This window comes from Parahoeflea olei, assembly GCF_001703635.1.
Taxonomy (GTDB): Bacteria; Pseudomonadota; Alphaproteobacteria; order Rhizobiales; family Rhizobiaceae; genus Hoeflea; species Hoeflea olei.
Genome location: NZ_LQZT01000012.1, coordinates 128,389 through 154,265, shown reverse-complemented (window position 1 = coordinate 154,265; position 25,877 = coordinate 128,389). Strand labels below are relative to the sequence as shown.

22 protein-coding genes are annotated in these 25,877 nt (G+C 65.4%); 11 read left to right on the top strand and 11 right to left on the bottom strand.

What is annotated here, in order from left to right:
- Positions 1 to 65: 65 nt before the first annotated feature.
- Complete coding sequence (locus AWJ14_RS09300) at positions 66 to 1,460, bottom strand: aminotransferase (protein ID WP_066177806.1); 1,395 nt, start codon at positions 1,458 to 1,460, stop codon at positions 66 to 68.
- A gap of 256 nt (positions 1,461 to 1,716) precedes the next feature.
- On the opposite strand from AWJ14_RS09300, the gene AWJ14_RS09295 reads away from it, so the two are divergent.
- The 3 genes from AWJ14_RS09295 to AWJ14_RS09285 all read left to right on the top strand — a co-directional run bounded on the left by AWJ14_RS09295 (position 1,717) and on the right by AWJ14_RS09285 (position 4,555).
- Entirely contained in the window at positions 1,717 to 2,616 is a 900-nt protein-coding gene (locus AWJ14_RS09295) for an ABC transporter permease (RefSeq protein WP_066177804.1), read from the top strand.
- Positions 2,613 to 3,419 carry an ABC transporter permease gene (locus AWJ14_RS09290; RefSeq protein ID WP_066177802.1) on the top strand — a complete coding sequence of 269 codons (807 nt, stop codon included), beginning with the start codon at positions 2,613 to 2,615 and terminating at the stop codon, positions 3,417 to 3,419. The genes AWJ14_RS09295 and AWJ14_RS09290 overlap by 4 nt, the downstream gene beginning before the upstream one ends.
- Before the next feature lie 62 nt (positions 3,420 to 3,481).
- Complete coding sequence (locus AWJ14_RS09285) at positions 3,482 to 4,555, top strand: ABC transporter ATP-binding protein (protein ID WP_066178572.1); 1,074 nt, start codon at positions 3,482 to 3,484, stop codon at positions 4,553 to 4,555.
- A gap of 102 nt (positions 4,556 to 4,657) precedes the next feature.
- Here the strand turns inward: AWJ14_RS09285 and AWJ14_RS09280 are convergent, their stop codons facing one another.
- From AWJ14_RS09280 to AWJ14_RS09265, 4 genes are all read right to left on the bottom strand, one after another.
- Positions 4,658 to 5,740 (bottom strand): extracellular solute-binding protein, encoded by a 1,083-nt coding sequence (locus AWJ14_RS09280; protein WP_066177801.1) that lies wholly within the window; start codon positions 5,738 to 5,740, stop codon positions 4,658 to 4,660.
- Positions 5,741 to 5,770: 30 nt separating this feature from the next.
- Positions 5,771 to 6,481 carry a TetR/AcrR family transcriptional regulator gene (locus AWJ14_RS09275; protein WP_171904850.1) on the bottom strand — a complete coding sequence of 237 codons (711 nt, stop codon included), beginning with the start codon at positions 6,479 to 6,481 and terminating at the stop codon, positions 5,771 to 5,773.
- Between the two features lie 26 nt (positions 6,482 to 6,507).
- Complete coding sequence (locus AWJ14_RS09270) at positions 6,508 to 7,344, bottom strand: class I SAM-dependent methyltransferase (RefSeq protein ID WP_245304184.1); 837 nt, start codon at positions 7,342 to 7,344, stop codon at positions 6,508 to 6,510.
- A 203-nt stretch (positions 7,345 to 7,547) separates the two neighbouring features.
- Positions 7,548 to 8,168 (bottom strand): TetR/AcrR family transcriptional regulator, encoded by a 621-nt coding sequence (locus AWJ14_RS09265; RefSeq protein ID WP_171904849.1) that lies wholly within the window; start codon positions 8,166 to 8,168, stop codon positions 7,548 to 7,550.
- Between the two features lie 101 nt (positions 8,169 to 8,269).
- On the opposite strand from AWJ14_RS09265, the gene AWJ14_RS09260 reads away from it, so the two are divergent.
- The 7 genes from AWJ14_RS09260 (at position 8,270) to AWJ14_RS09230 (ending at position 15,805) form a co-directional block, all read left to right on the top strand.
- The gene (locus AWJ14_RS09260; RefSeq protein ID WP_066177798.1) at positions 8,270 to 9,874 is read left to right on the top strand and encodes a phytoene desaturase family protein; all 1,605 of its coding nucleotides are present in this window, start codon (positions 8,270 to 8,272) and stop codon (positions 9,872 to 9,874) included.
- The gene (locus AWJ14_RS09255) at positions 9,871 to 11,382 is read left to right on the top strand and encodes a phytoene desaturase family protein (protein WP_066177796.1); all 1,512 of its coding nucleotides are present in this window, start codon (positions 9,871 to 9,873) and stop codon (positions 11,380 to 11,382) included. The genes AWJ14_RS09260 and AWJ14_RS09255 overlap by 4 nt, the downstream gene beginning before the upstream one ends.
- 1 nt (position 11,383) lies before the next feature.
- Complete coding sequence (locus tag AWJ14_RS09250; protein ID WP_066177795.1) at positions 11,384 to 12,607, top strand: aminomethyl transferase family protein; 1,224 nt, start codon at positions 11,384 to 11,386, stop codon at positions 12,605 to 12,607.
- A gap of 4 nt (positions 12,608 to 12,611) precedes the next feature.
- A complete protein-coding gene (locus tag AWJ14_RS09245; RefSeq protein WP_245304182.1) occupies positions 12,612 to 12,860 on the top strand; it encodes a hypothetical protein in 249 nt (82 codons plus the stop codon).
- 202 nt (positions 12,861 to 13,062) lie between these two features.
- Positions 13,063 to 14,094: an ABC transporter substrate-binding protein gene (locus tag AWJ14_RS09240; protein WP_066177794.1), complete on the top strand. Its 1,032-nt coding sequence runs from the start codon at positions 13,063 to 13,065 to the stop codon at positions 14,092 to 14,094.
- A gap of 84 nt (positions 14,095 to 14,178) precedes the next feature.
- Positions 14,179 to 14,949 (top strand): ABC transporter ATP-binding protein, encoded by a 771-nt coding sequence (locus AWJ14_RS09235; protein ID WP_066177792.1) that lies wholly within the window; start codon positions 14,179 to 14,181, stop codon positions 14,947 to 14,949.
- Positions 14,939 to 15,805, top strand: a complete 867-nt coding sequence (locus tag AWJ14_RS09230) for an ABC transporter permease (protein ID WP_083220149.1) — start codon at positions 14,939 to 14,941, stop codon at positions 15,803 to 15,805. Before AWJ14_RS09235 ends, AWJ14_RS09230 begins: the two co-directional genes overlap by 11 nt.
- Positions 15,806 to 15,883: 78 nt before the next feature.
- Here AWJ14_RS09230 and AWJ14_RS09225 read toward each other — a convergent pair whose 3' ends face one another.
- Genes AWJ14_RS09225 through AWJ14_RS09210 form a run of 4 tightly spaced genes read right to left on the bottom strand, consistent with a single transcriptional unit; the run spans position 15,884 to position 19,835 of the window.
- On the bottom strand, positions 15,884 to 16,951 hold the full coding sequence (locus tag AWJ14_RS09225) for an extracellular solute-binding protein (RefSeq protein ID WP_066178557.1): 1,068 nt from the start codon (positions 16,949 to 16,951) through the stop codon (positions 15,884 to 15,886).
- 33 nt (positions 16,952 to 16,984) lie between these two features.
- Positions 16,985 to 17,818: an ABC transporter permease gene (locus AWJ14_RS09220; protein ID WP_066177791.1), complete on the bottom strand. Its 834-nt coding sequence runs from the start codon at positions 17,816 to 17,818 to the stop codon at positions 16,985 to 16,987.
- Positions 17,815 to 18,711, bottom strand: a complete 897-nt coding sequence (locus AWJ14_RS09215) for an ABC transporter permease (RefSeq protein WP_066177790.1) — start codon at positions 18,709 to 18,711, stop codon at positions 17,815 to 17,817. Before AWJ14_RS09215 ends, AWJ14_RS09220 begins: the two co-directional genes overlap by 4 nt.
- On the bottom strand, positions 18,708 to 19,835 hold the full coding sequence (locus tag AWJ14_RS09210) for an ABC transporter ATP-binding protein (protein ID WP_066177788.1): 1,128 nt from the start codon (positions 19,833 to 19,835) through the stop codon (positions 18,708 to 18,710). Before AWJ14_RS09210 ends, AWJ14_RS09215 begins: the two co-directional genes overlap by 4 nt.
- Positions 19,836 to 20,203: 368 nt before the next feature.
- Here AWJ14_RS09210 and AWJ14_RS09205 point away from each other — a divergent pair, with 368 nt between their 5' ends.
- Positions 20,204 to 21,175, top strand: coding sequence for an SLAC1 anion channel family protein (locus tag AWJ14_RS09205; protein ID WP_210183517.1), 972 nt, complete (start codon positions 20,204 to 20,206; stop codon positions 21,173 to 21,175).
- Positions 21,176 to 21,182: 7 nt separating this feature from the next.
- Here the strand turns inward: AWJ14_RS09205 and AWJ14_RS09200 are convergent, their stop codons facing one another.
- Positions 21,183 to 24,323, bottom strand: coding sequence for an efflux RND transporter permease subunit (locus AWJ14_RS09200; protein WP_066177786.1), 3,141 nt, complete (start codon positions 24,321 to 24,323; stop codon positions 21,183 to 21,185).
- Positions 24,320 to 25,471 (bottom strand): efflux RND transporter periplasmic adaptor subunit, encoded by a 1,152-nt coding sequence (locus tag AWJ14_RS09195; protein WP_066177784.1) that lies wholly within the window; start codon positions 25,469 to 25,471, stop codon positions 24,320 to 24,322. Before AWJ14_RS09195 ends, AWJ14_RS09200 begins: the two co-directional genes overlap by 4 nt.
- Between the last annotated feature and the right edge of the window lie 406 nt (positions 25,472 to 25,877).

The window sequence follows — 25,877 nt, the reverse complement described above, 5'->3', positions numbered from 1 at the left end:
GAGCAATCCGGGGGCGGCTTTTCCATGTCTGGTTCCAAGACTTCCGCCCCGGGCATTTTCCTGGCTCACCCGTTCCAGATGCCTTCGGCGCGCAGGTCGCGCATGGTGCGGGAAATGCCCTCGTGCAGGATGTCGGCCATGGTGTCGATCTGTTCGCGCGTGATCACCAGCGGTGGCGACATCACGCACATGTGCACGAGCGGCCTGAGCAGCAGCCCGAGTTCCTGGCAGTGCCGGTCGATCCGCACGCCCACCTCGGTGTCGAGCCGGATCGGGTTCTGGCTTTCCCGGTCGGCCACGCATTCGATGCAGGCCATCAGCCCCATGCCGCGCACTTCGCCCACCAGATCGAGCTCTTCGAGCCGCTTCAGCTTGTCGTGGAAATAGGGCGTGATCTCGCGGGTATGGTCGAGCAAGCCGCCTTCGAGAATGTCGAGATTTTTGAGCGCGACCGCGCAGCCGATCGGGTGGCTCGAATAGGTGAGCCCATGGGCATACATCGCCTCGGGATGGTTGGAATTACGCAGCGTCGACAACAGCCGGTCGGACACCGCCATGCCGCCGAGCGGGAAATAGCCCGAGGTCACGCCCTTGGCGAAGGTGATGATGTCCGGGACCACATCGAAACAGGCTTCCGAGGCGAACACATGCCCGAGCCGGCCAAAGGCGGTGACCACCTCGTCGGCGATGAACAGGATGTCGTTCTCGGTGCAGATCTCGCGGATCGCCTTGAAGTAGCCCTCCGGCGGGACGATCACCCCGCCCGAGGCCATGATCGGCTCGCCGATGAAGGCGGCGATCGTGTCGGCCCCATGCGCGGCCACCGCGTCTGCGAACTCCTTGACGAGCTGGTCGCGGAACGCTTCCAGGCTCATGCCCTTCGGCCGCCGGAACGGATCGGGACAGGACAGCCGGATCATCATGTCGTCGGCGAAATCCATCCAGTTGCGCGAGCGCTGACTGCCATTGAGGCTCGCCGACAGATAGGTGCTGCCGTGATAGCCGCCGTCGCGGCAGATGAACTTCTTCTTGCCCTCGAGCCCGCGCACATTGTTGTAGTACTGGGCGAGCCTGAGCGCGCTTTCGACCGCTGTCGACCCGCCGGTGGTGAAGAACACATGGTTGAGATCGCCCGGCGCATGCGCGCCGATCCGCCGCGCAAGCTCCGCCGACGGCTCGTTCGAGGTGTACCAGGGCGAATTGTAGGACAGCTCCATCGCCTGCTCGCGCAGCGTGTCGGCGAGCACCGCGTTGCGGTGGCCGACATTGGTGCACCACATCCCGGCCGGCCCGTCGATCAGTTTGCGGCCCCTGTCGTCATGCACATAGATGCCCTCGCCCTGCCCCAGGACGCCGCGCGCCTCCGCGCCGATCGAGCCCGCCGACGGCCAGGGCTGGATCAGGTGATCCTTGGCGTCCTGGGTGGCCTTTTTGTAAAGAGCGGCAGCGGAATGGGACATGGGAACGCTTTCCTGAAACGGAAGCAGAGCCCCGGTTTTCAACAGCTTGGAGGCGCTGCCGGACACAGTTATTGAATGGCTGTTCAGTCAATTTGGCAGAAAAACACCTTGCATTCAACTCCCTTTTGGCTTCCAATCGGACGCATGTGTTGCGCGCCCGGAGCGAAAAACCAGGGCCGCACAGGACCGGCAACGGGAACAGCCGGCGCACATCACAATCGGTGAGGAGATGCGAGTGCCGACATCAGCCCCCACGATGCCCGCCGCGCGCGCCGGGAGCCGGACACCCGGGTCCCGCTGGCTGCAAACCGAGGCGGGCAAGGGCTGGGTCACGATCTCGCCGCCGCTGATTTACGCGCTGCTCTTGCTGATCGGCCCGATCATCGTCATCGTCGCCAACAGCTTCTGGTCGCAGGATTATCTGACCATCGACCGCAGCTTCACGCTCGAGAACTACAAGGCGGCGCTCACAGAGCCGATCTATCGCGACCTGCTGTTCCGCTCGCTGTTCGTCTCCGTCACTGTCGCCTTCGTCACCGTCATCCTCGCCTATCCGGTGGCCTGGTTCGTCTCCTTCCGCGGCGGCCGCTACAAGGGCCTGTGGCTCTTCATCATCACGGTGCCGTTCTGGTCGGGCTACCTGCTGCGGATCCTGTCGTGGAAGGTGATCCTCGGCTACAAGGGCGTGCTCAACGAGACGCTTCTGTATCTCGGCGTGATCGCCGAGCCGCTGAGTTCGCTGATCTACAACGTCAATGCCGCCATCATCACGCTCGCCCACAGCTGGGCGGCCTTCGCGATCCTGCCGCTGTTCGTCTCGCTCGAAAAGCTGGATCGCTCGCTGCTCGAAGCCGCGGCCGATCTCGGCGACGGCCCGGTCCGGCGCTTCCTCCGCATCACCCTGCCGCTGACCGCGCCCGGCATCATCGCAGCCCTGATGATCGTCATGATCCCGACCGTCGGCGATTACGTGACGCCGAAGCTCGTCGGCGGCAAGGACGGCGTCATGATCGCCAACGCCATCCAGGTGCAGTTCGGCAAGGCCTCGAACTGGCCGCTGGGCGCGGCGCTGGCCGTTTCCACCATGGTGATCGTCACCATGGTCGCGGGCGCCATCGTGCTCCTGATCGCGGGCTTGAAGAGGCTCGTCAAATGAGACCCGGCGCCCTCTCCCGACGCCTCCTCGCGGCCTATGTGATCGTCTATGTGGCGATCCTCTATTTCCCGGTGCTGCTGCTGCCGGTGTTTTCCTTCAACGATTCCGCGACGCCCAAGCTGCCGCTGGTCGGCTTCACCACCAAATGGTACGCAAGCCTCGCCGGCAACGAGGCCATGCACGGGGCTGCATGGAACTCGCTGATCGTCGGCGTCTCGGCGGCACTCCTGAGCACCGTGCTCGGCATCTGCGCCGCCCGCGCCATGACGCGCCACCGCTTCCGCGGCATGGCGGCCGCAAGCAGCGTGATCATGGCGCCGCTGATCCTGCCCGAAATCATCATTGCCATTTCGCTGCTGGTGGTGCTGCTGGGCCTCGGCGTCCAGCTGTCGCTGCTCACGGTGATCCTCGGGCACCTGCTGATCTGCGTGCCTTATTCGGTGACGGTGCTGGTCTCGGGATTCGAGGGCTTCGACCCGAGCATGGAGGAGGCCTCGCGCGATCTGGGCGAAACCGGCTTCGGCACGCTGCGCCGGGTGACGCTGCCGATGCTGGCCCCCTCGATCGTCTCGAGCCTGCTCGTGACTTTCACCATTTCGCTCGACGAGTTCATCCTCGCCTTTTTCCTGAGCGGCACCGAGCCCACTTTGCCCGTCTATATCTGGGGACAGCTGCGCTTCGCCGCCAAGCTTCCCAACGTGCTGGCGCTCGGCTCGATCCTGATCGCGGCCTCGCTGCTGATGCTGACCGCCGCCGAACTCTTCCGCCGCCGGGCGGAGCGCAAGATGGAGCTTCGCCCATGACGGAAACCATGACCCATCCCAGCCTGAAGGCCGACATCGCCCCCGCCGCCGCAACCCGGCCGATGATCGAGATCCGCAATGTCGACAAGGTGTTCGGCAATTTCCGCGCGCTCGACACCTTGAACGCCAGTATCCGCGAGGGCGAGTTCTTCTCGCTGCTCGGCCCATCGGGCTGCGGCAAGACCACGCTTCTGCGGATGATCGGCGGCTTCGACGAGCCGACCTCCGGCGAAATCCTGATCGGCGGGCAGGACATGGCCGGCAAACCGCCCAACCTCAGGCCCACCAACATGGTGTTCCAAAGCTACGCCATCTTCCCGCATCTCAATGTCTCGGAAAACATTGCCTACGGCCTCAAGCGCCTGAAGCTCGGCCGCTCCGAAGAAGAAAAGCGGGTCAAGGAAGCGCTCGCCCAGGTCGAACTTTCCAATCTCGGCCCGCGCATGGGCAACCAGCTCTCGGGCGGCCAGCGCCAGCGCGTGGCGCTCGCCCGCGCGCTGGTGATGCGCCCCAAGGTGCTGCTGCTCGACGAGCCGCTCTCCGCGCTCGACAAGAACCTGCGCGAGCAGATGCAGGTGGAACTGCGGCACCTGCAGCGCCAGATCGGCATCACCTTCGTGCTCGTCACCCACGACCAGTATGAGGCATTGAGCATGTCGGACCGGATCGCGGTGATGTTTTCGGGCCAGATCGCCCAGATCGCCGAGCCCAAGGAGATCTACCAGAACCCGGCCACCCGCAAGGTGGCCGATTTCCTCGGCGGCATGAACTTTCTCACCGCCTCCGAGCTTGCCGTCGATGGCCGGCAGTTCCGCGCGACGCTGCCGGGCATCGGCGCGATCACCGGCCATCTTTCGGGCAAGGAGATCACCGATCCGGCGAGCGCCATCATCGGCATAAGGCCCGAACGCCTGCGCATCGTCTGGGAGGGCGAGACCGCCGACCACATCGTCACGGCCAGGGTGGTGGACCGCAATTACTATGGTGAAATGACCTCGTTGATGGTCGCGATCGACGGCCAGGCCGAAGAGATCTCGGTGGTCGAGACCAATGATTTCGGCGCCGACGACATTCCGGTGGGCTCGGTGATCCGCATCACCTACGACCGCGACGCCTTCATCATCATGCAGGGCTGAGACCGCGCCGGCCCCCGAGCCTCGGGATGAAAAGCCTGCCGACGCAAAGAAGGCGCCGGTTGCCCGACGCCTTCTCCAGCAGGTCCCCTCTGCCGGGGCCGGTCAGTAGCCGGCCTTGATCTTCTCGAATTCGGCGATCATCTTCTGCTTGAGCTCCACCGGCACCGGCGACTGGAACAGGGTCTTGTCGACGAAGGAAGCCACGTCGTCATAGCCCGCGGCCTTCAGCGTCTCCGCGTCGATCGCCTCCATGCCCTTGGCGTTGCCGTGGCCATAGCCCCATTCGGACACCATGTAGGACGACACCGCCGGGTCGAGGATGGCATTGAGATAGTCATAGGCCTTGTCCTCGCTGCCCTCGCCGTCCTTCAGCAGCACATAGCCGCAGACCCAGGTCGACAGGCCCTCGTCGGTGTCCTTCTTCATCACCACCGGCACGCCGTCGGCCTGAAGCGTGGTCGAGGTCTCGTTCCAGGCCCAGGCGAGGTCGACCTCTTCCCCGGCCATCGCCTGGCTGAGTTCGGTGTTGTCGGTCCAATAGAGCCGCACATTCTGGTGCACCTCGCGCAGGAAGGCGGAGGCCTCCTCGAACTGCGCATCCGTCATCTGGCTCCAGTCTGTGAGGCCGATCGCCAGCGAAGCCAGCGCATAGGCATCGTCGACATTGTCGCCGATCGAGACCCGGTCCTTGAATTTCGGATCGGCGAAGGCCTTGAGCGACTGGATCTCCGCCTCCTCGACCTTGTCGGTGCGGTAGATGACGGCGGTGTTGCCCCAGTCGAACGGTACCATCCAGGCCTTTCCGTCCGCGGTCGTCATCAGGTCCTTCATGGTCTTGAAGCCGGGCAGGATGTTGTCCCACTCGGGAATGCGGGAGGTGTCGAGCGGCTTGAGCAGGTCGGCATCGCGCCACTTCGCCACGCTTTGCGAGCAGGGATGGCCGATATCGGCCTTGAAGCCGGTTCTGAGCTTCTGGAACGCCTCTTCCTCGTCGCCGAAAAAGGCGAAGGTGGGCGAATCCCCGTGCTTCTCCACATAGGCCGGGTGGAACGCCGGGTCCTCATAGCCCGCCCAGTCGAACACGGTCAGCTCCGCGTCCTCGGCGTTGACGGCGGCCGGCACCGCGCCGAGCGCCAGCGCGAAGGCGAAGCCCGATATCAGGCTCCGGGTTGATCTGCTCTGCATGGTGGTTCTCCTCTGTTGGTTCTTATTGGGTTATTCGTCTGCCGTATCCTCGTTGTCGGGCGCCGCCACATCGGCGGCCTGCCCGGAAAAATGGTTCGGAAAGATCGTGCGCAGGGCATTGAGCACCACGCTCAGCGCCGCCTCGCGCTTGTAGCCGCGGCCGAACATCATCATCCGCAGCCACAGCCCTTCCTGCATGGCATAGATCGCGTCCGCCGTGCTTTGCGGATCGAAATCATAGCCGCCTTCCTGCCTGGCCCGTTCGCAGATCGCGGCGAGCGTGGTGCGGTACTTCTCGTCCCGTTCCCAGGCCATCTCGTGATAGGCGGGCCGGGAGCGCGCCTCGGTGATCAGCGCGAACCAGGCGGCGAGCTTGCGATGGGTGCAGATCTTGCGGTCGAGGTCGGCCGTCACCAGCGCCAGCAGTTGCGAGCTGGTGTCCGGCGCAGCCTTCTTCAGCATCGCCTGCCAGTTGGCGGTGTATTCGTCCTGCAGGAACCGGATGGTTTCCGAGAGCAGGTTGTCCTTGCTGGTGAAGTGGAAATTGACGATCCCGCGCGACAGCCCCGCCCCTTCGGCCACATCGGCCAGCGTGGTCGCCGCATAGCCGCGCTTGGCGAGCGAATCGATGGTGGCATTGATCAGCTGCTCGCGGCGCAGCGCCTTGGGTTCGCGCCGGCGCGCGGCTTCGGTGGCGGGCGCGGCAGGCGCGCGCTTCACATCCTTGCTGAGATCGTCCAATGGCCTTTTCCTTCGCGGCGTAAAACTCATCCGGCGGGCCTGGTTCCGAACACATGGGTCGGGCAGTGCTCGCCGCTGTCGAGCACCGTCTGCATGGCGCTCCAGGTCCTGATGTTCTTGTCGACATAGTCGGCGCCGACAGCCGCGGCAACGGGCGCGTAAAGCGGTCCCTTGAGGCGTTCGAGTTCGCCGCGCGCCACCTCCCGGTACCAGCCGTTGCGGTTGACGGTCGCCACGTCGACAAAGCCCGCGTCACGCATTGCCGCCGCGTAGCGCGCCGCCGAGGCCATGCCGAAACTCAGGCCTTCCGCGGCCAGATAGGTTTTCATCGCCGCCGAGGGCTCGCCGTCATGGGAGGTCAGCCAGTCGCTCGCGGCAAACTGTCCGCCCGGCTTCAACAGCCGGAAGATGTCCTGAAACAGCCGCTCCTTGTCGGCCACGTGAATGAGCGCGTCCTTGGAAAAGACGATGTCGAAGCTTTCGACCGGAAACGGCAGCGGCCCCGGCTCGCCGCGCACGAAGCGCGCCACCCGGTCGAGCCCCTGCTCTTTGGCACGCCTGCTCGCGACATCGATCACCGGCTGCTCGACATCATAGCCGACGATCTCGGCGGGAGCATATTCGCACGCCAGAAATAGCGTGATGCCGCCCGACCCGCAGCCGATATCGAGCACGCGCTTGCCGGCAAAATCGAGATGATCGACCACGCGGCGGACTTCGTCGGGCCCGCCGGGCGACAGGAAGCCTTCCCCCCACAGCGCTTCGAGAAAGCGGATCGCGGTGTCGTCATACTCGGCCACGTCCTCACCCAGGGGCGCGGCAGGCATCGCACTCGGCATCGATTCGGGGCTGCCATCTGTCATGATGGGTCGGCTTCCTTCCTCTCTCGCGGTTGGGGAAGTATTGGCGCAACCGGACCACATTGCAACATTTTTGTTGAACGTTCATTCAATAGCGAAAGCCGAATGAATGCAGCCGCGGGGCTTTGCCGGGCATGGCTGGCGCGGCGCCCTTGCGCACGCATGCAGGCGCGTTGCCTTTTTATTCCCCCCGTTCCCGGCCCGGCTCAGATCCGGTTCGCGTGATCCGGCAGCAGCAGGCGCAGATGCGCGAGCGCCTTCTCGAAGGCTGCCGCGCGGGTGATGGGCTGGCTCTGGATATGCATCTGCAGCCACAGCCCGTCGGTGAAGGCGTCGATGGAATTGGTCAGAAGCTCGGGGTCGGGCGCGCCGGCCGCGCCCACCAGATCCCGGCAGCTTTCGAGCATGGCCTGATGGCGCGCATCCTCCGCCTCGACGCAGATCCTGTTGTAGAGCGGCTGCGCGCCGGCCTCCCCCCAGAACGAAAACCACAGCGCGAGCTTCTTGCGGCTGCAGATCGACGGGCTGAAATCGGCGGCGATCAGCCCCAGGACCCGATCGAGCGGATCGGGCCTGTCGGACGCCGTGCGCCAGGCCTGCTCATATTCCTGCAGCAGCCGCGACAGTGTCTCCGTCAGCAGGCCTTCCTTGGATTTGAAATGGAACACCAGCGCGCCCTGGGAGACGCCGGCGGTCGCCGAGACATTGGCGAATGTCGTGCCGCTGATGCCGTGACGCGCGACCACGTCGACCACGGCATCGATCATCCGCGCCTGGGTGCGCAGACTGGTGGGGGAGATCTTCTGGGCATCAACAGGTTGCGGCATCGCCATTGTCTAGCGCAGGCCGCGAGCGTTTTACAGAACAAATTTTTTGACTGAACGCTCAGTTTATTCTAGCCTCGGATTTTGCAAACCGCGGAACCGCCATGAAATATGACGCCATCATCGTGGGAGCAGGACACAACGGCCTCACCGCCGCCTGCTTCATGGCCCGCGCCGGCCTGAAGACCCTGATCGTCGAAAAGGAAGACCATGTCGGCGGCGCCGCGGTCAGCCTGTCGCTGACGCCCGGCTGGACCTATTCGAACTGCTCCTATGTCTGCTCGCTGCTCCGTCCCGAGATCATTCGCGCGCTCGAACTGCCCAAGCACGGGCTGCAGGTGATCCCCTATGAGGGCGGCGCCGTGTTCAACTCGAAGGGCGATTATTTCGCCTATCTCTCCGATCATGACGCGCTCAGGCGCGAACTGATCCGCCATTCCCCGCGCGATGCCGACGGCTATGAGCGCTATGCCCGCGCGGTGATGCGCCAGTGCCGTTTCATCAAGCCGCTGCTGCTGCGCACCGCCCCCGACCCGGTCGCGCTTAAGCCGCGCGACATTTCCGAGCTGCTCTTTATCCTCAAGCGCTTCCACAATCTCGGCGCCCGCGAGATGGCCGAGACCGTGCGGTTCTGGACCATGTCGATCGCCGAGTATCTCGACCAGTTCTTCGAAACCCCGATGATCAAGGCCTATATCGCCGGCTCCGGCATCATCGGCACCGGGCTGGGTCCCTATTCGCCCGGAACCGCCTATGTGCTCTTGCACCACTACATGGGCGAGGTCGACGGCGCGATCGGCGCCTGGGGCTTTGCCCGCGGCGGCATGGGCTCGATCACGCAGGCCATGGCCCGCTCCTTCGAAGCCTCGGGCGGCGAGATCCGCATGGGCTCCGGGCTCGACCGCTTTGTCGTGCGCGACGGCAAGGTGCGCGGCGTGGTGCTGGAGAATGGCGACGAGTTCGAGGCCGAAACCGTGATCTCCGGAATGGACGTGCGGCGCACCTTCATCGACCACACCGACGAGAAGGAACTGCCCGCCGACTTCGTCAGGGGCGTCAAGCGCTACCGCTTCCGCGGCTCGTCCGGCAAGCTCAACATCGCGCTCGACGGCATGCCGAGCTTCACGGGCGCCCCCAAGGACGCCTCGTTCCTGCGCGGCGACCTGCATTTCCTCGACGACATGGAGGAGATCGAGCGCGCCTATGACGACTGGAAGGACGGCCGCTGGTCGGCGAGCCCCTATGTCGATTTCCTGATCCCGACCCAGATCGACCCGACCATGGCCCCGCCCGGCAAGCACTACGCCACCATCTTCGTGCAATACGCCCCCTATGAGCTGGCGGACGGCCAGTGGGACGACGCCAACCGCGAAGCCTTCGCCGAGACCGTGATCTCCAAGATCGAGCGCCACAGCCCGGATTTCCGCAAGCTGATCGTGCACAAGGAGATCCGCAGCCCGAAGGACATCGAGGACCAGGTGGGCTTGACCGAAGGCAATATCTTCCAGGGCGAACTCACCTTCGACCAGTTGCTGTTCAACCGCCCGGTGCCGGGCTACGCCCAGTACCGCTCGCCGATCAAGGGGCTCTACATGTGCGGTTCCTCCACCCATCCCGGCGGCGGCGTGATGGGCGCGCCCGGCGCCAACGCCGCGCGCGAGGTGCTCCGTGATCTCGGCCACCGCATCGACATGGGGCTGTCGGCATGAGCGCGCGCTACGACGCCATCGTCATCGGCGCCGGCCACAACGGGCTCGTCGCCGCCGCCACGCTTGCCCGCGCCGGCCGCAAGGTGCTGGTCGTCGAGGCCCGCGATCATCTGGGCGGCATGCTCGGCGACAAGGATTTCCGGGTCGCTCCCCTGCCTTTCGCGTTGCGGCCGGACATCGTCAAGGCGCTCAAGCTCGACACGGCCGTGATCCATGGCGCGCCTCCGCCGCCGGTGCTCGCTTTCGGCGCCGACGGTCCGCCGCTGAAGGTGCGCGGCGGCGCGGTCGAGGGCGCGGAAACCGCACTGGCCCAGGCCTACGCCGCGCTCCATGCCCGGCTCGGCCGCCAGGCCGGCGCGCTCGGCGCGATGCTGCTTGCGCCTCCGCCCGATCTCGGCCGGCTGCGGCCGGGCGACCTCGGCGGTCTCGCCCGCATGGCGCTGAAACTGCGCCTGCTCGGCAAGGCGGAGCTGCGCGACCTGCTGCGGATCGCGCTCTCCAATGTCTGGGACCTGCTGGAAGACGAGATCGGCGACGGGCCGCTCGCGGGGCTGATGGCCATGGACGCGACGCTGGGCGGCGCCATGGGGCCGCGTTCTCCCGGAACCGTGCTGACCCTGCTTTACCGCATGGCCTCGCGCTCGCCCCACGGGCATGGCTTGCGCGTGATGCCCAAGGGCGGGCCGGATGCTCTCGTCCGGTCAATTGCCGATTGCGTCAAGGCGGCGGGCGGCGAGATCCGCACCAATGCGCGCGTCGAAGAGATCCTGGTGGAGAACGACCGCGCCGCGGGCGTACAACTCGCAGATGGCGAGCAGATCGCAAGCCCGCTGGTGCTCTCGAATGCCTCGCCGAAAGTCACCCTGCTCGAATTGCTGGGTGTGAGCCATCTCGACGGCGAGTTCGTGCGCCGCTGCCGCAGCATGGCCGCGCGCGGCATGGTGGCCCGGCTCGATTTTGACGCGCCGGCCCCGCCGGCACTGCGGGGCGGCGGCACGCTCGCCTCCGGCCAGCGGCTGGTCGCGGCGCCGGACATGCGGGCGATCGAAACCGCCTTCAACGCCGCCAAATACGGCAGCCTGCCCGAGCGGCCGGTGATCGAGGCCACCTATGACGCCGCCACCGCCCGGCTCAGCGTCAGCGCCCAGTTCGCACCCTACGATCTCAAGGTCGGCTGGAGCGAAGAGGCGAAATCCCGGCTCTCCGCGTCTGTCCTGGCCATGCTCGACGAGGTGCTGCCGGGCTTCGGAGCGACCACGGGCGCGGCACGCGTGATGTCACCCGTCGACATCGAAGCAGGCTACGGTGCCGCGGGCGGGCACTGGCATCATGGCGAGTTCCGGATCGACCAGTTGCTGATGCTGCGCCCCTTCGATGGCGCCGCGCGCTACCGCATGCCGGTCGCGGGGCTGTACCTCTGCGGCGCCGGCGCCCACCCCGGCGGCGACATATGCGGTGCGCCCGGCTTCAATGCCGCACGGGCCGCCCTCGGCGCCAAAGGAGAGTGAGATGAACGCACCCGCCACTTCCGCCGCCCGCCCCGTTCCCGTCCCCCAGGTTCTATCCGGCCTCGAACCCGGCCCGTTTCATGATCGCCTTGCCGCGCTCAACCACCAGCAGGCCTGGATGAACTGGATGGGCTATGCCTCCCCGTCCGTGCTCGACACGGTGGAATTCGAGTATTTCGCGATCCGCAACCAGTCGACCCTGTTCGACATTTCGCCGATGTGCAAATACGCGATCGCCGGCCCGGATGCGGAGGCCGTGGTCAACCGGCTGGTCACCCGCGACATCCGCAAGCTCAAGCCCGGTCGCGTCGCCTACTGCATCTGGTGCGACGAGGACGGGCAGGTGGTCGATGACGGCACCGTGTTCCGCTACGGGCCGAACGAGTTCCGCCTGTGTTGCCAGGAACCTCAACTGTCCTGGCTCGAGGACATCGCCTGGGGCTACGAGGTGACGATCCGCGACGTGAGCCGCGAAATCGCGGGCCTGGCGCTGCAGGGGCCGACCAGTTGCGCCCTGCTCCGCGACCTGGGCCTTGACGGCATCGAAAGCCTCAAACCGTTCGGCATCGGCAGTTTCGACATCGCCGGCGTCGCGCTCTCGGTCTCACGCACGGGCTTTACCGGCGATCTCGGCTATGAGCTCTGGATGGCGCCCGAAGGCGCGCTTGCCGTCTGGGACGCGCTGATGGCGGCGGGGCGCCTCCGGGGCCTGCGCGTGATCGGCTACGAGGCGCTCGACATGGCCCGGATCGAGGCCGGGTTCCTGCTGCCCAAGATCGACTTTCTCTCGGCGCAGACCGTGCTGCGCGCCGACCGCGCCGTCACCCCTTACGAGCTTGGGCTCGACTGGCTGGTGGCGCTCGACAAGCCGCATTTCAACGGCCGCCGGGCGCTGCTGGAACTGTCCCGAAAGCCCCCGCGCCGAAAGCTGGTGGCAATCGAGATCGAGCGCGACAAGCCCGCGCACAATGCGCTCGTCTATCACCGCAAGAGCCGCGAGGTGGGCATGGTCACCTCGGCGCTGTGGTCGCCCACCTGCAAGCGCAACATCGCCTATGCCTGGCTCGATGCGCCCTATGGCCAGACGGCAAATGACCATCTCTGGGTCGAGATCTATCTGCAAAAGGAAATCCGCTGGCAAAGGCGCATGGCGCGCTGCCACCCAGTGGAAAAGCCGTTCTTCACCCATCCGCGCCGCACCGCGACGCCGCCCGCGGAGTATTGACGCCGTGGCCCGGGCAATCACCGGACCGATCGAGCCGGAGACGGCGGAAGACCGGGCGCAGCTCGACCTGCTGCGCCTGCCGCTCGGCACGCCCGGCTCGGGCATCCACCGCTACGGCGCGGCGATGCATTTCTACCGCCGCGGCCTGCTCGATGCGGAAACGCTCGAAGCCTATCGCATCTGCTGCAACCTCGACGCCGAGGATCCCGACGCGGTGCTGCGCTCGCGTCGCACCCCCGACAAAACCGGTTGACTCCGGCAGTCCCCAACGAATAGCTGATACCCGACCATCGTGTCGCCACGCGCCGCACACCACCGCGGCCGGTCAGGGTCCGCTTCCGGCGTCCCTCCCCGGTTTTGCGCGCCGGCAAAACCGAGAACAGGCTCTTTTCCGGCGGACACCGCCCGATGACACCGACAATCACCATTCAGACCAAGCCTTCAGGGAGGATTTCATGATTTCGACCACTCGCCGGACCGCGCTTTCGCTGGCCGCCGCCGCAGCGCTGAGCCTCGCGGCAATGCCCTTCGTCACCGCCGCGCAGGCCGCCGACAGCATCAAGATCGGCATCCTGTCGCTGACCTCGCATTCGCCGAGCATCATCGCCGAGGGCAAGGGCTATTTCGACGAACAGGATCTCGATGTCGAGTTCGTGATGTTCCAGGCCGCGCAGCCGATGGCCGTGGCGATCGCTTCGGGCGACATCGATTTCGGCATGACCGCCATTTCCGGCGGGCTGATCAGCCTCGCCGAGAAGGGCGCGATCCGCGTGATCGGCGGCGCGCTGCAGGAAACGCCGGAGATCGAAGGCCAGAAGATCCTGGTCTCCCAAAAGGCCCATGACGCGGGCGTGACCAGCCCCGACAAGCTCGCCGGCCACAGCTTCGGCGTGACCACCGCCGGCTCGTCGTTCCACTACATGGCGCACAAGATCGCCGACAAGGCCGGCTTCGACCGCTCGGAACTCAAGATCACGCCGATGCAGAAGGTGCCGGCCGTGATCGCCGCGCTGAAATCGGGCCAGATCGATTCCTGGTCGATCGTCCCCAACATCGCCGGCGCGCTGACCAAGGGTCCCGAAGTCGTCGAGATCGGCAAGATCTCCGATTACATCGAGAACTACCAGGTCACCACGGTCTTCACTTCGACCAAGCATGCCACCGAAGACCGCGACCTGGTCACCCGCTTCCTCGCCGGCCTGTCCAAGGGCATCGATGACTACAATGCTGCCTTCGTCGACAAGACCATGGGCGAGGACCAGGTCGCCGAAATCATCGGCATGGTTCACGAATATGTCTATGCCGACCAGCCGCTCGACAAGGCCGGTCCGCGCATTGCCGCCGGTGCCATGCGCATCAATGCCGGCGCCAAGCTCAATCTCGCAAGCGTCGAGGACCAGCTCGCCTGGTTCCAGTCGGAAAAGCTCGCCCCCGAGGGGGTGACGATGGCCGATCTGGTCGACAGCAGCTACGTCGAGACCTACTGATCACTGCTCCCTGAGCCAATCCGGCCCGTTCTGTCGCCATCAAGGCCGCGGGACGGGTTCCGCGTCAAAGGAAAGATCCGGGCCATGGAACTCATCCTCGACCATGTCAGCCACTCCTACGGCGACGTCACGGTGCTCGACGACATTTCGCTGTCGGTGGGATCGCGCGAGATCGTCTGCATCGTCGGCCCGTCGGGCTGCGGCAAGTCGACCCTGTTGCGGATTCTCGGCGGGCTCGAAAAGCCGGACGGCGGCGCCGCGCTGATCGCCGGCGATCCGCCGTCCGACAGCCTCAATCCGCTGACTTACGTGTTCCAGGATTTCGCGCTCCTGCCCTGGCGCACGGTCGAGGGCAATGTCAGCCTCGTGCTCGAAGATCACGGCATCGACCGCGCGCGCAAGCGCGAGATCATCGCCGATGTGCTCGCCCGCACCAAGCTCACGGAATTCGCCCATGCCTGGCCGCGGCAACTCTCGGGCGGCATGAAGCAGCGCGTGGCGATCGCCCGGGCGCTGTCGGTCAATCCGGCGGCGATGCTGATGGACGAGCCGCTCTCGGCGCTCGACAGCCAGACCCGCGACCTGCTGATGGACGACCTCGTCGATCTGTGGGGCCAGGTCGGCTTTTCCGCCTGCTACATCACCCACAATCTCGCCGAAGCGGTGCGGCTCGGCCACCGCATCGTCATGCTCTCGCGCCGCCCGGGGCGCATTCGCGAGATCGTCGAGATCGACATCCCGCTCGCCGAGCGGGCGAACCATCCCGAGGAAACCGCTGCAATCCAGCGCCGGCTCTGGGAAGCCATGCGCGACGAGGCCCGCGCCGCAGACCGGGAGCTGTCCAATGTCGCTTGACGCCACGCAGGAAACCGCAAGCCGCACGCCCGCCGACGCGAAAGGCGCGGACCGAGCGCCCGCCCGCGAACGCCTGCGCCCGGTGCCGTTCCGCGGCGGCGGCTTCGTGCACACCCGCCACCGGCTGATCGCCCCGCTCCTGTTCGTACTTCTCCTGATCCTGTGGGAGATCGGCTCGCAGACCGGCTTCATCTCCAACATCGCCCTGCCCGCCCCGTCCGAGGCCGCGGCGGCGCTCGGCGACCTGTTCGAGACCGGCATGATCTGGAAGCACCTGTCGGCAAGTCTCTACCGCCTGGTGATCGGCTGGAGCCTCGGCAGCCTGCTCGGCATCGCCGTGGGGCTTGCCATCGCGCTGTTCTCGCTGGTGCGCGCCGGCGTCGCGCCCTTCGTCTCGGCGCTGTTTCCGATCCCGAAGATCGCGCTTTTGCCGCTGTTCATCATCTGGTTCGGCATCGGCGAAGGCTCCAAGGTCGCCACCATCCTGTTCGGCGCCTTCTTTCCCACCGTCATCGCCACCTATGGCGGGGTCGACAATGTCGACCGCAACCTGATCCGCATGGGCCAGTCCTTCGGCCTGTCGTGGCTGTCGATCGTGCGCAAGATCATCATTCCCGGCGCGCTGCCGGCGATCCTGTCGGGCTTCCGCATCTCCGCCTCGATCGCCATCATCCTGCTGGTCGCGGCCGAAATGATCGGCGCCGAATACGGCATCGGCGCCTATATCCTGATGGCGGGCGCGCTGTTTGCCACCGACCAGCTGATCGCCGGCGTGGCGCTATTGTCCGTGCTCGGGCTCACCGTCGCCTGGCTGATCGGCCGCGCCGAACGGCTGCTGTTGCGCTGGCGCGGCTGAGCCGCTGCCGGCACGCCCAAAAGGCAAGGGCCGGAACCGCACGCGCGGTTCCGGCCCTTTCGTTTGCATGCGCCCGGCTTACGACTTGAGCTTGGTCCAGACCTTTTCACGCAGGTCCTTGGAGGCCGGCGAGCAAGCCTTGAAGGCACGCAGGCGGTCATTGTAGTCCTCCGGCGTATTGACCGCGGGATCGGCCTTGAGGTCTTCCCTGAGGAATTCCCCGGACCCGGACACCGCGTTCGAATAGCCGGTATAGTTCGACGCGATCGCCGCGATTTCCGGCGACATCATCCAGTTGACGAAGGTCTTGGCCGCTTCCAGGTTCGGCGCGTCCTTCGGAACCGCGATCACGTCGGTCCAGAAGCTCGTCCCTTCCTTCGGATAGACATAGACTGCGTCGGGCTTCTTTTCCTTGACCCGGTGCGCAGCACCGTTCCACTGCATGTGCGCGGCAACCTCGCCCGCAACCATCCGGTCGATGGTGCCGTCGTTGGAATAAAGCCTCACATCCGGCTTCTGCGCCATAAGCAGGTCAAGGATCTGCTGCGCTTCGGCGGGATCCTCGGTGCATTTGTCGATGCCGGTGTAGTAGGCGGCCGCATTCCACACATCGGAGACCTCGTTGAGCATGGCGATCTTGCCTTTGAGCTCGTCGCGCGGCTCGAACAGTTCCTTCCAGCTTTCCTCGAGCTTGCCGCCTGGAACCATCGCCGGATCGTAGGTGAAGCCGGTGGTGCCCCACATATAGGGTGCGGAGTACTCGCGGTTCTCGTCGCCGGCAATCGTGGTGAAGGCCGGCAGCAGGTTCTTGAAGTTCTCCATCTGGGAGACTTCGATCTTGGCCAGCAGCCCCTTTTCGACCATCACGCCGAGCGTGGTGGCGCCGGGAAAGATGACGTCATAGCCGCCACCGCCGGCCTGCAGCTTGGCCAGAAGGTCATCCTCGGAGGCGTAGTTGTCGACCGTCACCTTGGTGCCGGTTTCCTGTTCGAACCGCTCGAGCAGTTCCGGCGCGAAATAGTTGCTCCAGTTGTACAAGTGCAGTTCGCCCTCGGCGCGCGCGACGCCGCTCCATGCGGCGAGTGTCATGGCGGATGCCATCAGCAGTTTGGCGGTATGCCGTCCTACCCTGTTGTGCCTGGTCATGATGTGCTCCAATTGATTGCGGGCATTGTCGTCTCAACCGGGCCCGGTGTTCCGATTCTGGTCCCGCCCCAGGAACAGGGACAGGGAGACTAGCGAAAGCGACAAGAGCAGCATCAGCGAGGAGATCGCATTGACCTCCGGCGTCACGCCCACTCTCACCAAGCCGAAAATGTAGATGGGCAGCGTGGTCGAACCGGCCCCGCCCAGGAAGAAGGTGGTCACGAAGTCATCGAGCGAGATGATGAAGGCGAGCACCAGCCCCGACAGGATGCCGGGGATCAGCTGCGGCAGCGTCACCCGCCAGAAGGCGCGCACCGGATTGGCATAAAGATCCGCCGCCGCCTCTCCGATCTTGGGGTCCATGCCTTCGAGCCGCGCACGGATCGGCAGATAGGCGAAGGGGATGCAGAACACGATGTGGCCGATGATCACCGTGCCGAGCCCGAGCGTGAAGCCGAGGCTTGCGAAGAACATCAGCGTCGCCACCGCCGGCACGATCTCGGGCACCGTGATCGGCAGCGCGAAGACCGCATTGATCGCGCCCTTGCCCATGAACCGGTCCTTGCTCGCCATCCTCAGCGCCGCGAGCGTCGCCAGCGTGGTCGCGCTCACCGAGGCCACCGAGGCGATGATCAGCGAATTGGTCGCCGCCCCGACGATATCGCGATTGGCAAAGGCCACGCGGTACCAGTCGAGCGAAAAGCCGGTCCACACCGTCACCGTGCGGTTCTCGTTGAACGACAACGCGATCAGGATCAGGATCGGCAGATAGACAAAGGCAAAGAACGCGATCGTTGCGGTGAACAGGCCGGGCCAATGCGTGACGTCGCCGGGAAAGCGGCGCCGGCGGAACGGGTTGAGCCTCATCGCGATCCCTCCAGTTCGCCACGATAGCGCCGGGCGTAGAGGCTCAGCGACCCCAGCACCAGCACCAGCAGGAACAGCCCGAGGGCCGCGCCGAACGGCCAGTTGCGGGCGCCGCCGAACTGGAAGCCGATCAGGTTGCCGATCATCAGCGTCTTGCCGCCGCCCAGAAGCTCGGGCGTGATATAGGCGCCGAGTGCGGGCACAAACACCAGCACGCAGCCCGCGACGATGCCCGGGAAAGCAAGCGGCAGGATCACGCGGCGGATGGTCTGCCAGCGCGTGGCGTAGAGGTCGAAGGAGGCCTCGACCAGCCGCAGGTCGATCTTTTCAAGACTGGAATAGATCGGCAGCACCATGAACGGCAGGAACGAATAGGTCAGCCCCACGGCGACCGCGAATTCGTTGTGCAGCAGCGGCAGGGGTTCGGAAATGACGCCGAGCCACAGAAGCAGCGAGTTGATGGTGCCATGGTCGCGCAGCAGCAGGATCCAGGCATAGTTGCGCACCAAGAGGTTGGTCCAGAACGGCAGCGTCACCATGAACACCAGCACCGCCTTCCACTTCCGGTCCCGGGTCGCCATGAACATGGCCACCGGCAACCCGACCAGGAGCGACACCACCATGGTAACGAATGACAGCCAGACCGAGCGCAGGATGATCAGCATGTAATTGAAGTTCAGCGCCAGCGTGTCGTCGAGCTGGCGCTCGAAGAACAGCCGGATATAGGCCTCGACGCTGAACTGGTCCCAGAGGACGCCGCCCGAATAGTCCCGCCCGCGGAACGAGATATAGGCCATCAGGCCGAGCGGCACGATCATGAAGGCTGTGATCGCCAGAAGCGCCGGCCCGATCAGCAGGACCCGGAACAGGGTCGTCTTGCCAGCCCGGGTCATGGTGCCTCGTCGACCAGAACGGAGACGGACGACGGGTCCACCGACCAGCCAATCCGGTCACCGGTGGCAAAGGACTGGCGCCGGGCCGAATTGTTCTGCGAGCGGGCGCGCAGCTCGAGGCCGTCGGCAGGCCTGATGTGGAAGATCGTGTCCGTGCCGTGATAGACCACGTTGGTCACGACGCCCGGCAGGGTGCCGTCCGATGGTTCGGACAGCGTGATCCGTTCCGGCCGGACGGCCAGCATCACCTTCCCGCCCTTTTCGGTCGGGAAGGCCTCGTCGGACTTGAGCGTGCCCACGCCCGCCACCGCATAGGCGTGATCCCCGAGCGCCTCGGCCGGCAAGAGGTTGATCTCGCCGATGAAGCCCGCGACGAAGCGGTGCTGGGGCTTGTCATAGATCTCCCGCGGCGTTCCGATCTGCAGGATCTTGCCGCCGCTCATCACCGCGATCCGGTCCGACATGGTCAGCGCCTCGTCCTGGTCGTGGGTCACGAACACGAAGGTGATGCCGGTGTCATGCTGCAGCCGCTTGAGTTCGATCTGCATCTCCTTGCGCAGTTGCAGGTCGAGCGCCGACAGCGGCTCGTCGAGCAGCAGCACCTTGGGATGCGGGGCCAGCGCCCGCGCGAGCGCCACGCGCTGCTGCTGGCCGCCCGAAATCTGGTTGATGCGCCGGTCGGCCATGGAGTCGAGCCGCACCAGCCTGAGCATTTCCGCGGTCACGCGCTTGATCTCGTCCTTGGGCCGGCCGAGCATTTCCAGGCCGAAGGAAATGTTCTGCCGGATCGTCATGTGCGGAAACAGCGCATAGCTCTGGAACACCGTGTTGACCGGGCGCTGATAGGGCGGCATGTGCGACAGGTCCCTGCCATCGAGCAGGATCTCGCCGGCAGTGGGTTCCTCGAAACCGGCGATCAGCCGCAACAGCGTGGTCTTGCCACAGCCCGACGGCCCGAGAAGCGTAAAGAACTCGTTCTGGCGGATATCGACCGAAACGTCGTCCAGCGCCCGAAAGGCGTTGGCGCCGGTTCCGAACTCCTTGCTGAGCGAACGGACCGAAACCGCGCACTCCTGGGATGAGGCGGCCGGACGGGGGGCGGAGGATGATGTCGAGGTGTTCAAAGGCGCTCCCTGAAGACACTTGGTTTTTCAAGACCTACTGCGACGTTACTGCGCCGTCAGCACCAGCGTCATGATAAAACTCGATTATCACCATTTTTCAGGCTGCTCGAATTGAATGATCGTTCAGTAGATAGGCGGCGATGTCAAGTTGACCACCCCTCGCGCGCCGCTCCGGAACGGACAGCCGCCGGCAAATCCGCGGCCCGACCGGCTCCCATGGAACACCCCTTCAATTTTAGGGGTGGAATTTGCCGCGCCGGATCAAGAGTTTACCCGGACATCATCGGACATTGATTTATATCAATGATCTTTTATATTGAATTTGGCACAGCCACACGCATCACAAAAACACAGGACCCTTCACACCCATGGTCGACATGTCCGCCGCCAAGCACGACCGGCTTGAGAATTTCCCGGTCACCTTTTTCGCCGTGATGATGGGCCTCCTGGGCCTTGTGCTGTCGCTCACGGCGGCCGAGCGGGCGGCGGGGCTCGCGCACAGCGCCTCGCAGTTCGTTCTGGGCGCGGCGATCGCGGTCTTCGCGGTGCTGATCTTCTTCTATGGCCTCAAGCTCGCGCGTCACCCGCGTGCGGTGCTGGCCGAGTGGAACCATCCGGTCCGCATCGCCTTCTTTCCCACGGTGTCGATCTCGCTTCTGCTGCTCGGTACCGCCCTCGCCCCGGTTGTCCCCGGCGCTGCCTTCGCCGTCTGGAGCCTCGGCGTGACGGCGCAAGCCATCCTCGCGCTCAGCGTCGTCGGCAACTGGATCGGCCATCGCCCGTTCCAGCCGCTGCACCTCTCCCCGGCCTGGTTCATTCCGGCGGTCGGCAATGTCGTGGTGCCGCTCGCCGGTGTCCAGTTCGGCGCGGTGGAACTGTCCTGGCTGTTCTTCTCGGCAGGGCTGCTGTTCTGGATCGTGCTTCTGACGCTGGTGATGAACCGGCTGATCTTCCACGAGCCGCTGCCGTCGCGGCTGATGCCCACTCTGGTGATCCTGATCGCCCCGCCGGCGGTGGCCTTCATCGCCTGGGTGCGGCTCACCGGCGAGGTCGATGCGTTTGCGCGGATCCTGCTCAATTCCGGCTATGTCTTTGCGCTGATCGTGCTGACCCAGGCACCGCGCTTCTTCAGGCTGCCTTTCGCCCTGTCCTGGTGGGCGCTCACCTTTCCGCTCGCGGCACTTTCGGTCGCCTCCTACCTGTTCGCCTCCGAAACAGGATCGGACGCCCACAAGGTCGTGGGCTTCGGCCTGACGGGGGCGCTGGTGATCGCGGTAGCGACGCTGGTCTGGCGCACCGCGCGGGCCATCCGCGCCCGCGAGATCTGCCGCCCGGAATAGCGGAGCGCTATTCCGCCGCTTCGGGCGTTCCCGCGGCTTTCGCCTTGCCGCCAAGCCCGACGCGCGCCTTCATCCGCTGCCACCAGGCCGTCACCTTCGAGTTCTTCGAGCGCGTGACGATCATCAGCAGCGACGGTGTCACCACCAGCGTGAGGATGGTCGAGAAGGCGAGGCCGAACACGATCGCGCTCGACAGCGACACCCACCACTGGGTCGAAGGCGCCCCATAGGTGGTCTCGTGCGAAAGCAGTTCGAGGTTCAGCCCGAAGGCGATCGGCAGCACGCCGAGAATGGCGGTGATCGCCGTCAGCAGCACGGGACGCGCACGCTCGCGGCAGGTCTCCAGAATGGCGTCGAGCTTGTCGCTGCCCTCCCGGCGCAGGTGGTCGTAGGTGTCGATCAGCACGATGTTGTTGTTCACCACCACGCCCGCCAGCGCGATGATGCCGATGCCGGTCATGACGACGACGAAGGGCTGGCCCATGATGATGAGACCCAGCAGCACGCCGATGGTGGACATCACCACCGCCGACAGCACCAGCGCCACCGACAGGAACCTGTTGAAATGGGCCAGCAGCACGATGAAGATCAGGAAGATCGCCGCCCCGAAGGCCTTGCTCAGGAAGGCGCCGGCAGCCTTCTGCTCCTCGTCCTCGCCCGCGAGCTTCCAGCGGATGCCGAGCTCGTTGAGATTGGCCTTTTCCAGCTCCTGGACGATGCCGCGCCGCACCGCGTCGGCCTGAAGCCCTTCGGCGATGCCCGCCTGCACGGTGATGGTGCGCACCCCGTCGATGCGGGTGAGCGTACCGGTGCTGACCGCCGGTTCGCGGGTCACGAAATTGGAGATCGGCACGGACCCGTGGCTGGTCTCGATCCTCAGATCGTCCAGCGTCGAGAGCGTCCGCCGGTCCTCGGGCAGCCTGAGCCGGATGTCGACGGCATCGTCGGCGCCGGCAGGCCGGTAATCGGTGAGCTTGAGGCCGGTGGTGACCAGTTGGACCACGGTGCCGACCGCCGAGGGGCCGATGCCGTAACGTGCCGCGACCGAACGGTCGACCTTGATCTCCCAGTCGATCCCGGGCGGCGGCAAGCCGTCGGAGACGTCGATCACGCCGGGCGTGGCCTCGAGCTGTGCCGCCACCTTGCGCGCCACATCCGGAAGTCCTTCCGGATTGGCCGCGGAGAGCCGGATCTGGATCGCCTTGCCGGTCGGCGGCCCGCCTTCGGGCACCAGCACTTCGATATCCACGCCGGGGAAGCCCACCAGTTCGCGGCGGAAGTCGTCGAGGATCTCGCCGGCCGGCTTGCGCTCGCGCCAGTCGACGAACTCGTACTGGATGACACCGACCACGTCCTCGGCGACATCGCTGCCGCCGCCGCCGACCTTGCCCACGCGGGTGTAGACGCTGGTCAGGCCCGGCCAGCCCAGGAGCCGCTTTTCGACCGCGCGCACGGCTGCGTCCTTTTCCTCGAGCGAGAGATTGCCGCGGGCGTGGACATAGAGAAGCCCGTAGTCGGGTTCGACGCTGGGGAAGAACTCGACGCCCTTGCCGAATTTGCCATAGGCCAGCGGCACCACGACCAGCGCCACGATCGTGAAGGCCACGACGATGAAGGGATGGCGCACGGCGCGGCTCACGAACTTCATGTAGAGCCCATCGCGCTTCTGGCCTGCCTCGATCGTCGGCTTGGCGAACATCGCACCGAGCGTGGGCGTGAACACCAGCGCATAAAGCAGCGAGGCCGACAGCGTCGCAATCAGCGTGATCGGCATGTATTTCATGAATTCACCGACCACGCCGGGCCAGAACAGAAGCGGCGAGAATGCCGCCACGCGGGTCAGCGTCGCGGCCACCACCGGCCCGGCCATGCGCTTGGCCGCGAGCGAAAACGCCTCGCGCCGGTCCATGCCCTCCGACATGCGCCGTTCGGCAAATTCGGTGACGATGATGGCGTCATCGACCAGCATGCCCACCGCCAGGATCAGGCTGAACAGGACCACGATATTGACCGTCAGGCCCGAGAGCTGCAGCGCCAGGATGCCCATCAGGAACGAAGCGGGAATGGCAAAGCCGATCAGCAGCGAGGCGCGCCCCGACAGCGAGTAGAGAATGACGATGAAGACCAGGATCACCGCCGTCAGCACCGAATTCTGCAAATCGCCGAGCAGCTGCCGGATCGAGGTCGACTTGTCCTGGCTGAATCCGATCGAAGCGCCCTCCGGCAGCAACGACTTGAAGTCTTCGGCGACTGCCTTGACCGCATCGACGGTCTCGATCAGGTTCGCGCCGGTGCGCTTGGACACTTCGATGGCGATTGCCGAGCGGCCGTCGAGCCGGGTGACGGTCTCGGCATCCTTGAAGGTCGAGCGGATGGTGGCGAGATCGCGGGCGCGCACCACGGCATTGGAGCCGGCGATGATCGGCAGGTTGGCCACATCCTCGACGGTTTCGATCAAAAGCGGCACCTTGACCGCGTAGCGCCCCTCCTCGCCCTCGAGCGCGCCGGCGGCGACGACCGAATTCGAGGCGTTGACGCCGGCGATCAGCTGGTCGAGCTGCATGCCGTAGGACGACAGCTTCACCGGATCGATGATCACCTCGACCAGATCGTCGCGCGCGCCCTGCAGCGCCGCGTCGAGAACGCCGTTGACTTCCTCGATCCGGTCGCGCAGCTCGCGCGCCGCGCGCGTCAGCGCCCGCTCGGGCACATCGCCCGACAGCGTCACCACCAGCACCGGGAATTCCGAGATATTGACCTCGTTGACCGTCGGCTCCTCCGCGCCCGTGGGCAGGTCCGGCTTGGCGTCTGAGACCTTGTTGCGCACGTCGTCGAGCGCCTTGGCGAGGTCGGCCCCGGCCATGAACTCGATCACCACATTGCCGCCGCCCTGATAGGCGGTCGAGCGCATCTCCTTGATGCCGGTCACGTTCTTGAGCTTGGTCTCGACCGGGCGCAGCAGCAGCCGCTCCGAATCCTCGGGCGAGATCCCCTGATAGGTCAGGCTCACATAGATGATCGGGATCTTGACGTCCGGCTCCGCTTCCTTGGGGATCGAGACATAGGCCATCGACCCGGCAATGATGAGAAACAAGAGAACCGCGATCGTCAGCCGCGCATTGCGAATGGCGACATCGACGAAATTCATTTGGAGGTCCCCGTCAGGTGTGCCGTCGCGCCCTCGGAGAGGCGGCCTTCGGCGGGCACGGCATTGACGGTGTCGCCTTCCTTGACCAGGTCCTGGCCGGCGACGATGATCTTCGCGTCCTCGGGAACGCCGCCGAGCACGAGGCCTTCGGCGGAATCGTCGATCAGGTCGATCGGCACGAAGCCGACGGTGGAATCGGGCTTGAGAATGCGCAGGCCGAGATTGCCGTCCGCATCGAGCGTGACCACCGACCGCGGCAGCCGCACCGCGGTGACGGTTTCGGCCTTGATCATGATCTCTGCGGTCATGCCGGCGGGAACCAGATTGTCGGGATTGGCAATCTCCACCTCGACCGGGTAGGTGCGGGTGCCGGTGGTCGCCTCAAGGCTCACATGCCGGACCCGCCCCGACACCACCTCGCCGCTAATCAGGCGCACGTCCGCTTCGCTGCCGACCTCGACATGGGCGATCTCGCGCTCGCTGACTTCGCCCTTGGCCAGCACCGGATCGAGTTGCAAAAGCACGGCGGCCGCCTCGCCCGACGGCAGCCAGCTGCCCTCTTCCACCATCACCTGGTCGATCACGCCCGAGAAAGGCGCCACCACCGTCAGCCGGTCGACATCGGCCTGCGCCGCCTCGAGTTGCGACCGAGCCGAGGCCAGCGCCGAGCGGGCGCTATCGATCTGGGTTTGCGGGGCAATGCCGTCCTTGGCAAGGCGGTCGATATTGTCGGATTCCTTGAGACGCTGGTCGAGAAGCGCGCGGGCGGTCTCCACCATCGCGGCCTTTTCCGCTCCGTCGAGCACCAGCACCACATCGCCGGCCTTGACCCGGTCTCCCTTCTCGACCTTGAGTTCGCCCAGAATCCCGGCGCTGCGGGTGGCAAGCGTGGTGCGCTTGTCAGGCGCGGTCACGCCCGAAATCCTGATGATCCGGTTGTGCGCCATGAATTCCGGCTCGGCCACGGCGACGGTGCGCAGCAGCTTTGGCTGCTCCGGCTCCGGTGTCGCTGTTTCGGACGTGGCCTCCGCCCCATCGGGCGTCTTCGCATCGCTGCCGATGGCGGAAAAATCGCCCGTCAGCACCCATGCCGCCGCGACCGCGAACACGACAAAGGCAGCGACCGTGTGAAACCTTGGCTTGGCCATAAAATACCTGCTCTCAAATAGGATCCGCGCGAAGCCCCGGGCCGGAGGTCACGCGGGGGGAAGGCGAACGGGAACGGGCCTTGGTTCAGGGTCGGGCGCCATCACCCCCGGTATATAATGGCAACCGTGACAACAAAAAGGATTGTTCTCGCATTTTCACCGCGCCGATCCAAGTGCAACGCCGGCGGGTGACATCGCGGCAACATCTTCAGCATGACAGCGATGTGTTGATACGGGATCGGCAAAACCGTTAAAAGGCGAGAGACCGGACGATTTGCTCCGCATTTTCAGCGCCTTAAAGGCGAGAGAGCGGCGCCCCTAGCCGACATTCCCCCGAAAGCGTCCCAAGCGGGTGTTGGAGCGGCCGAATCCGGATAATCTGCCCCGGGGTGTGCCGGGAGGGCGG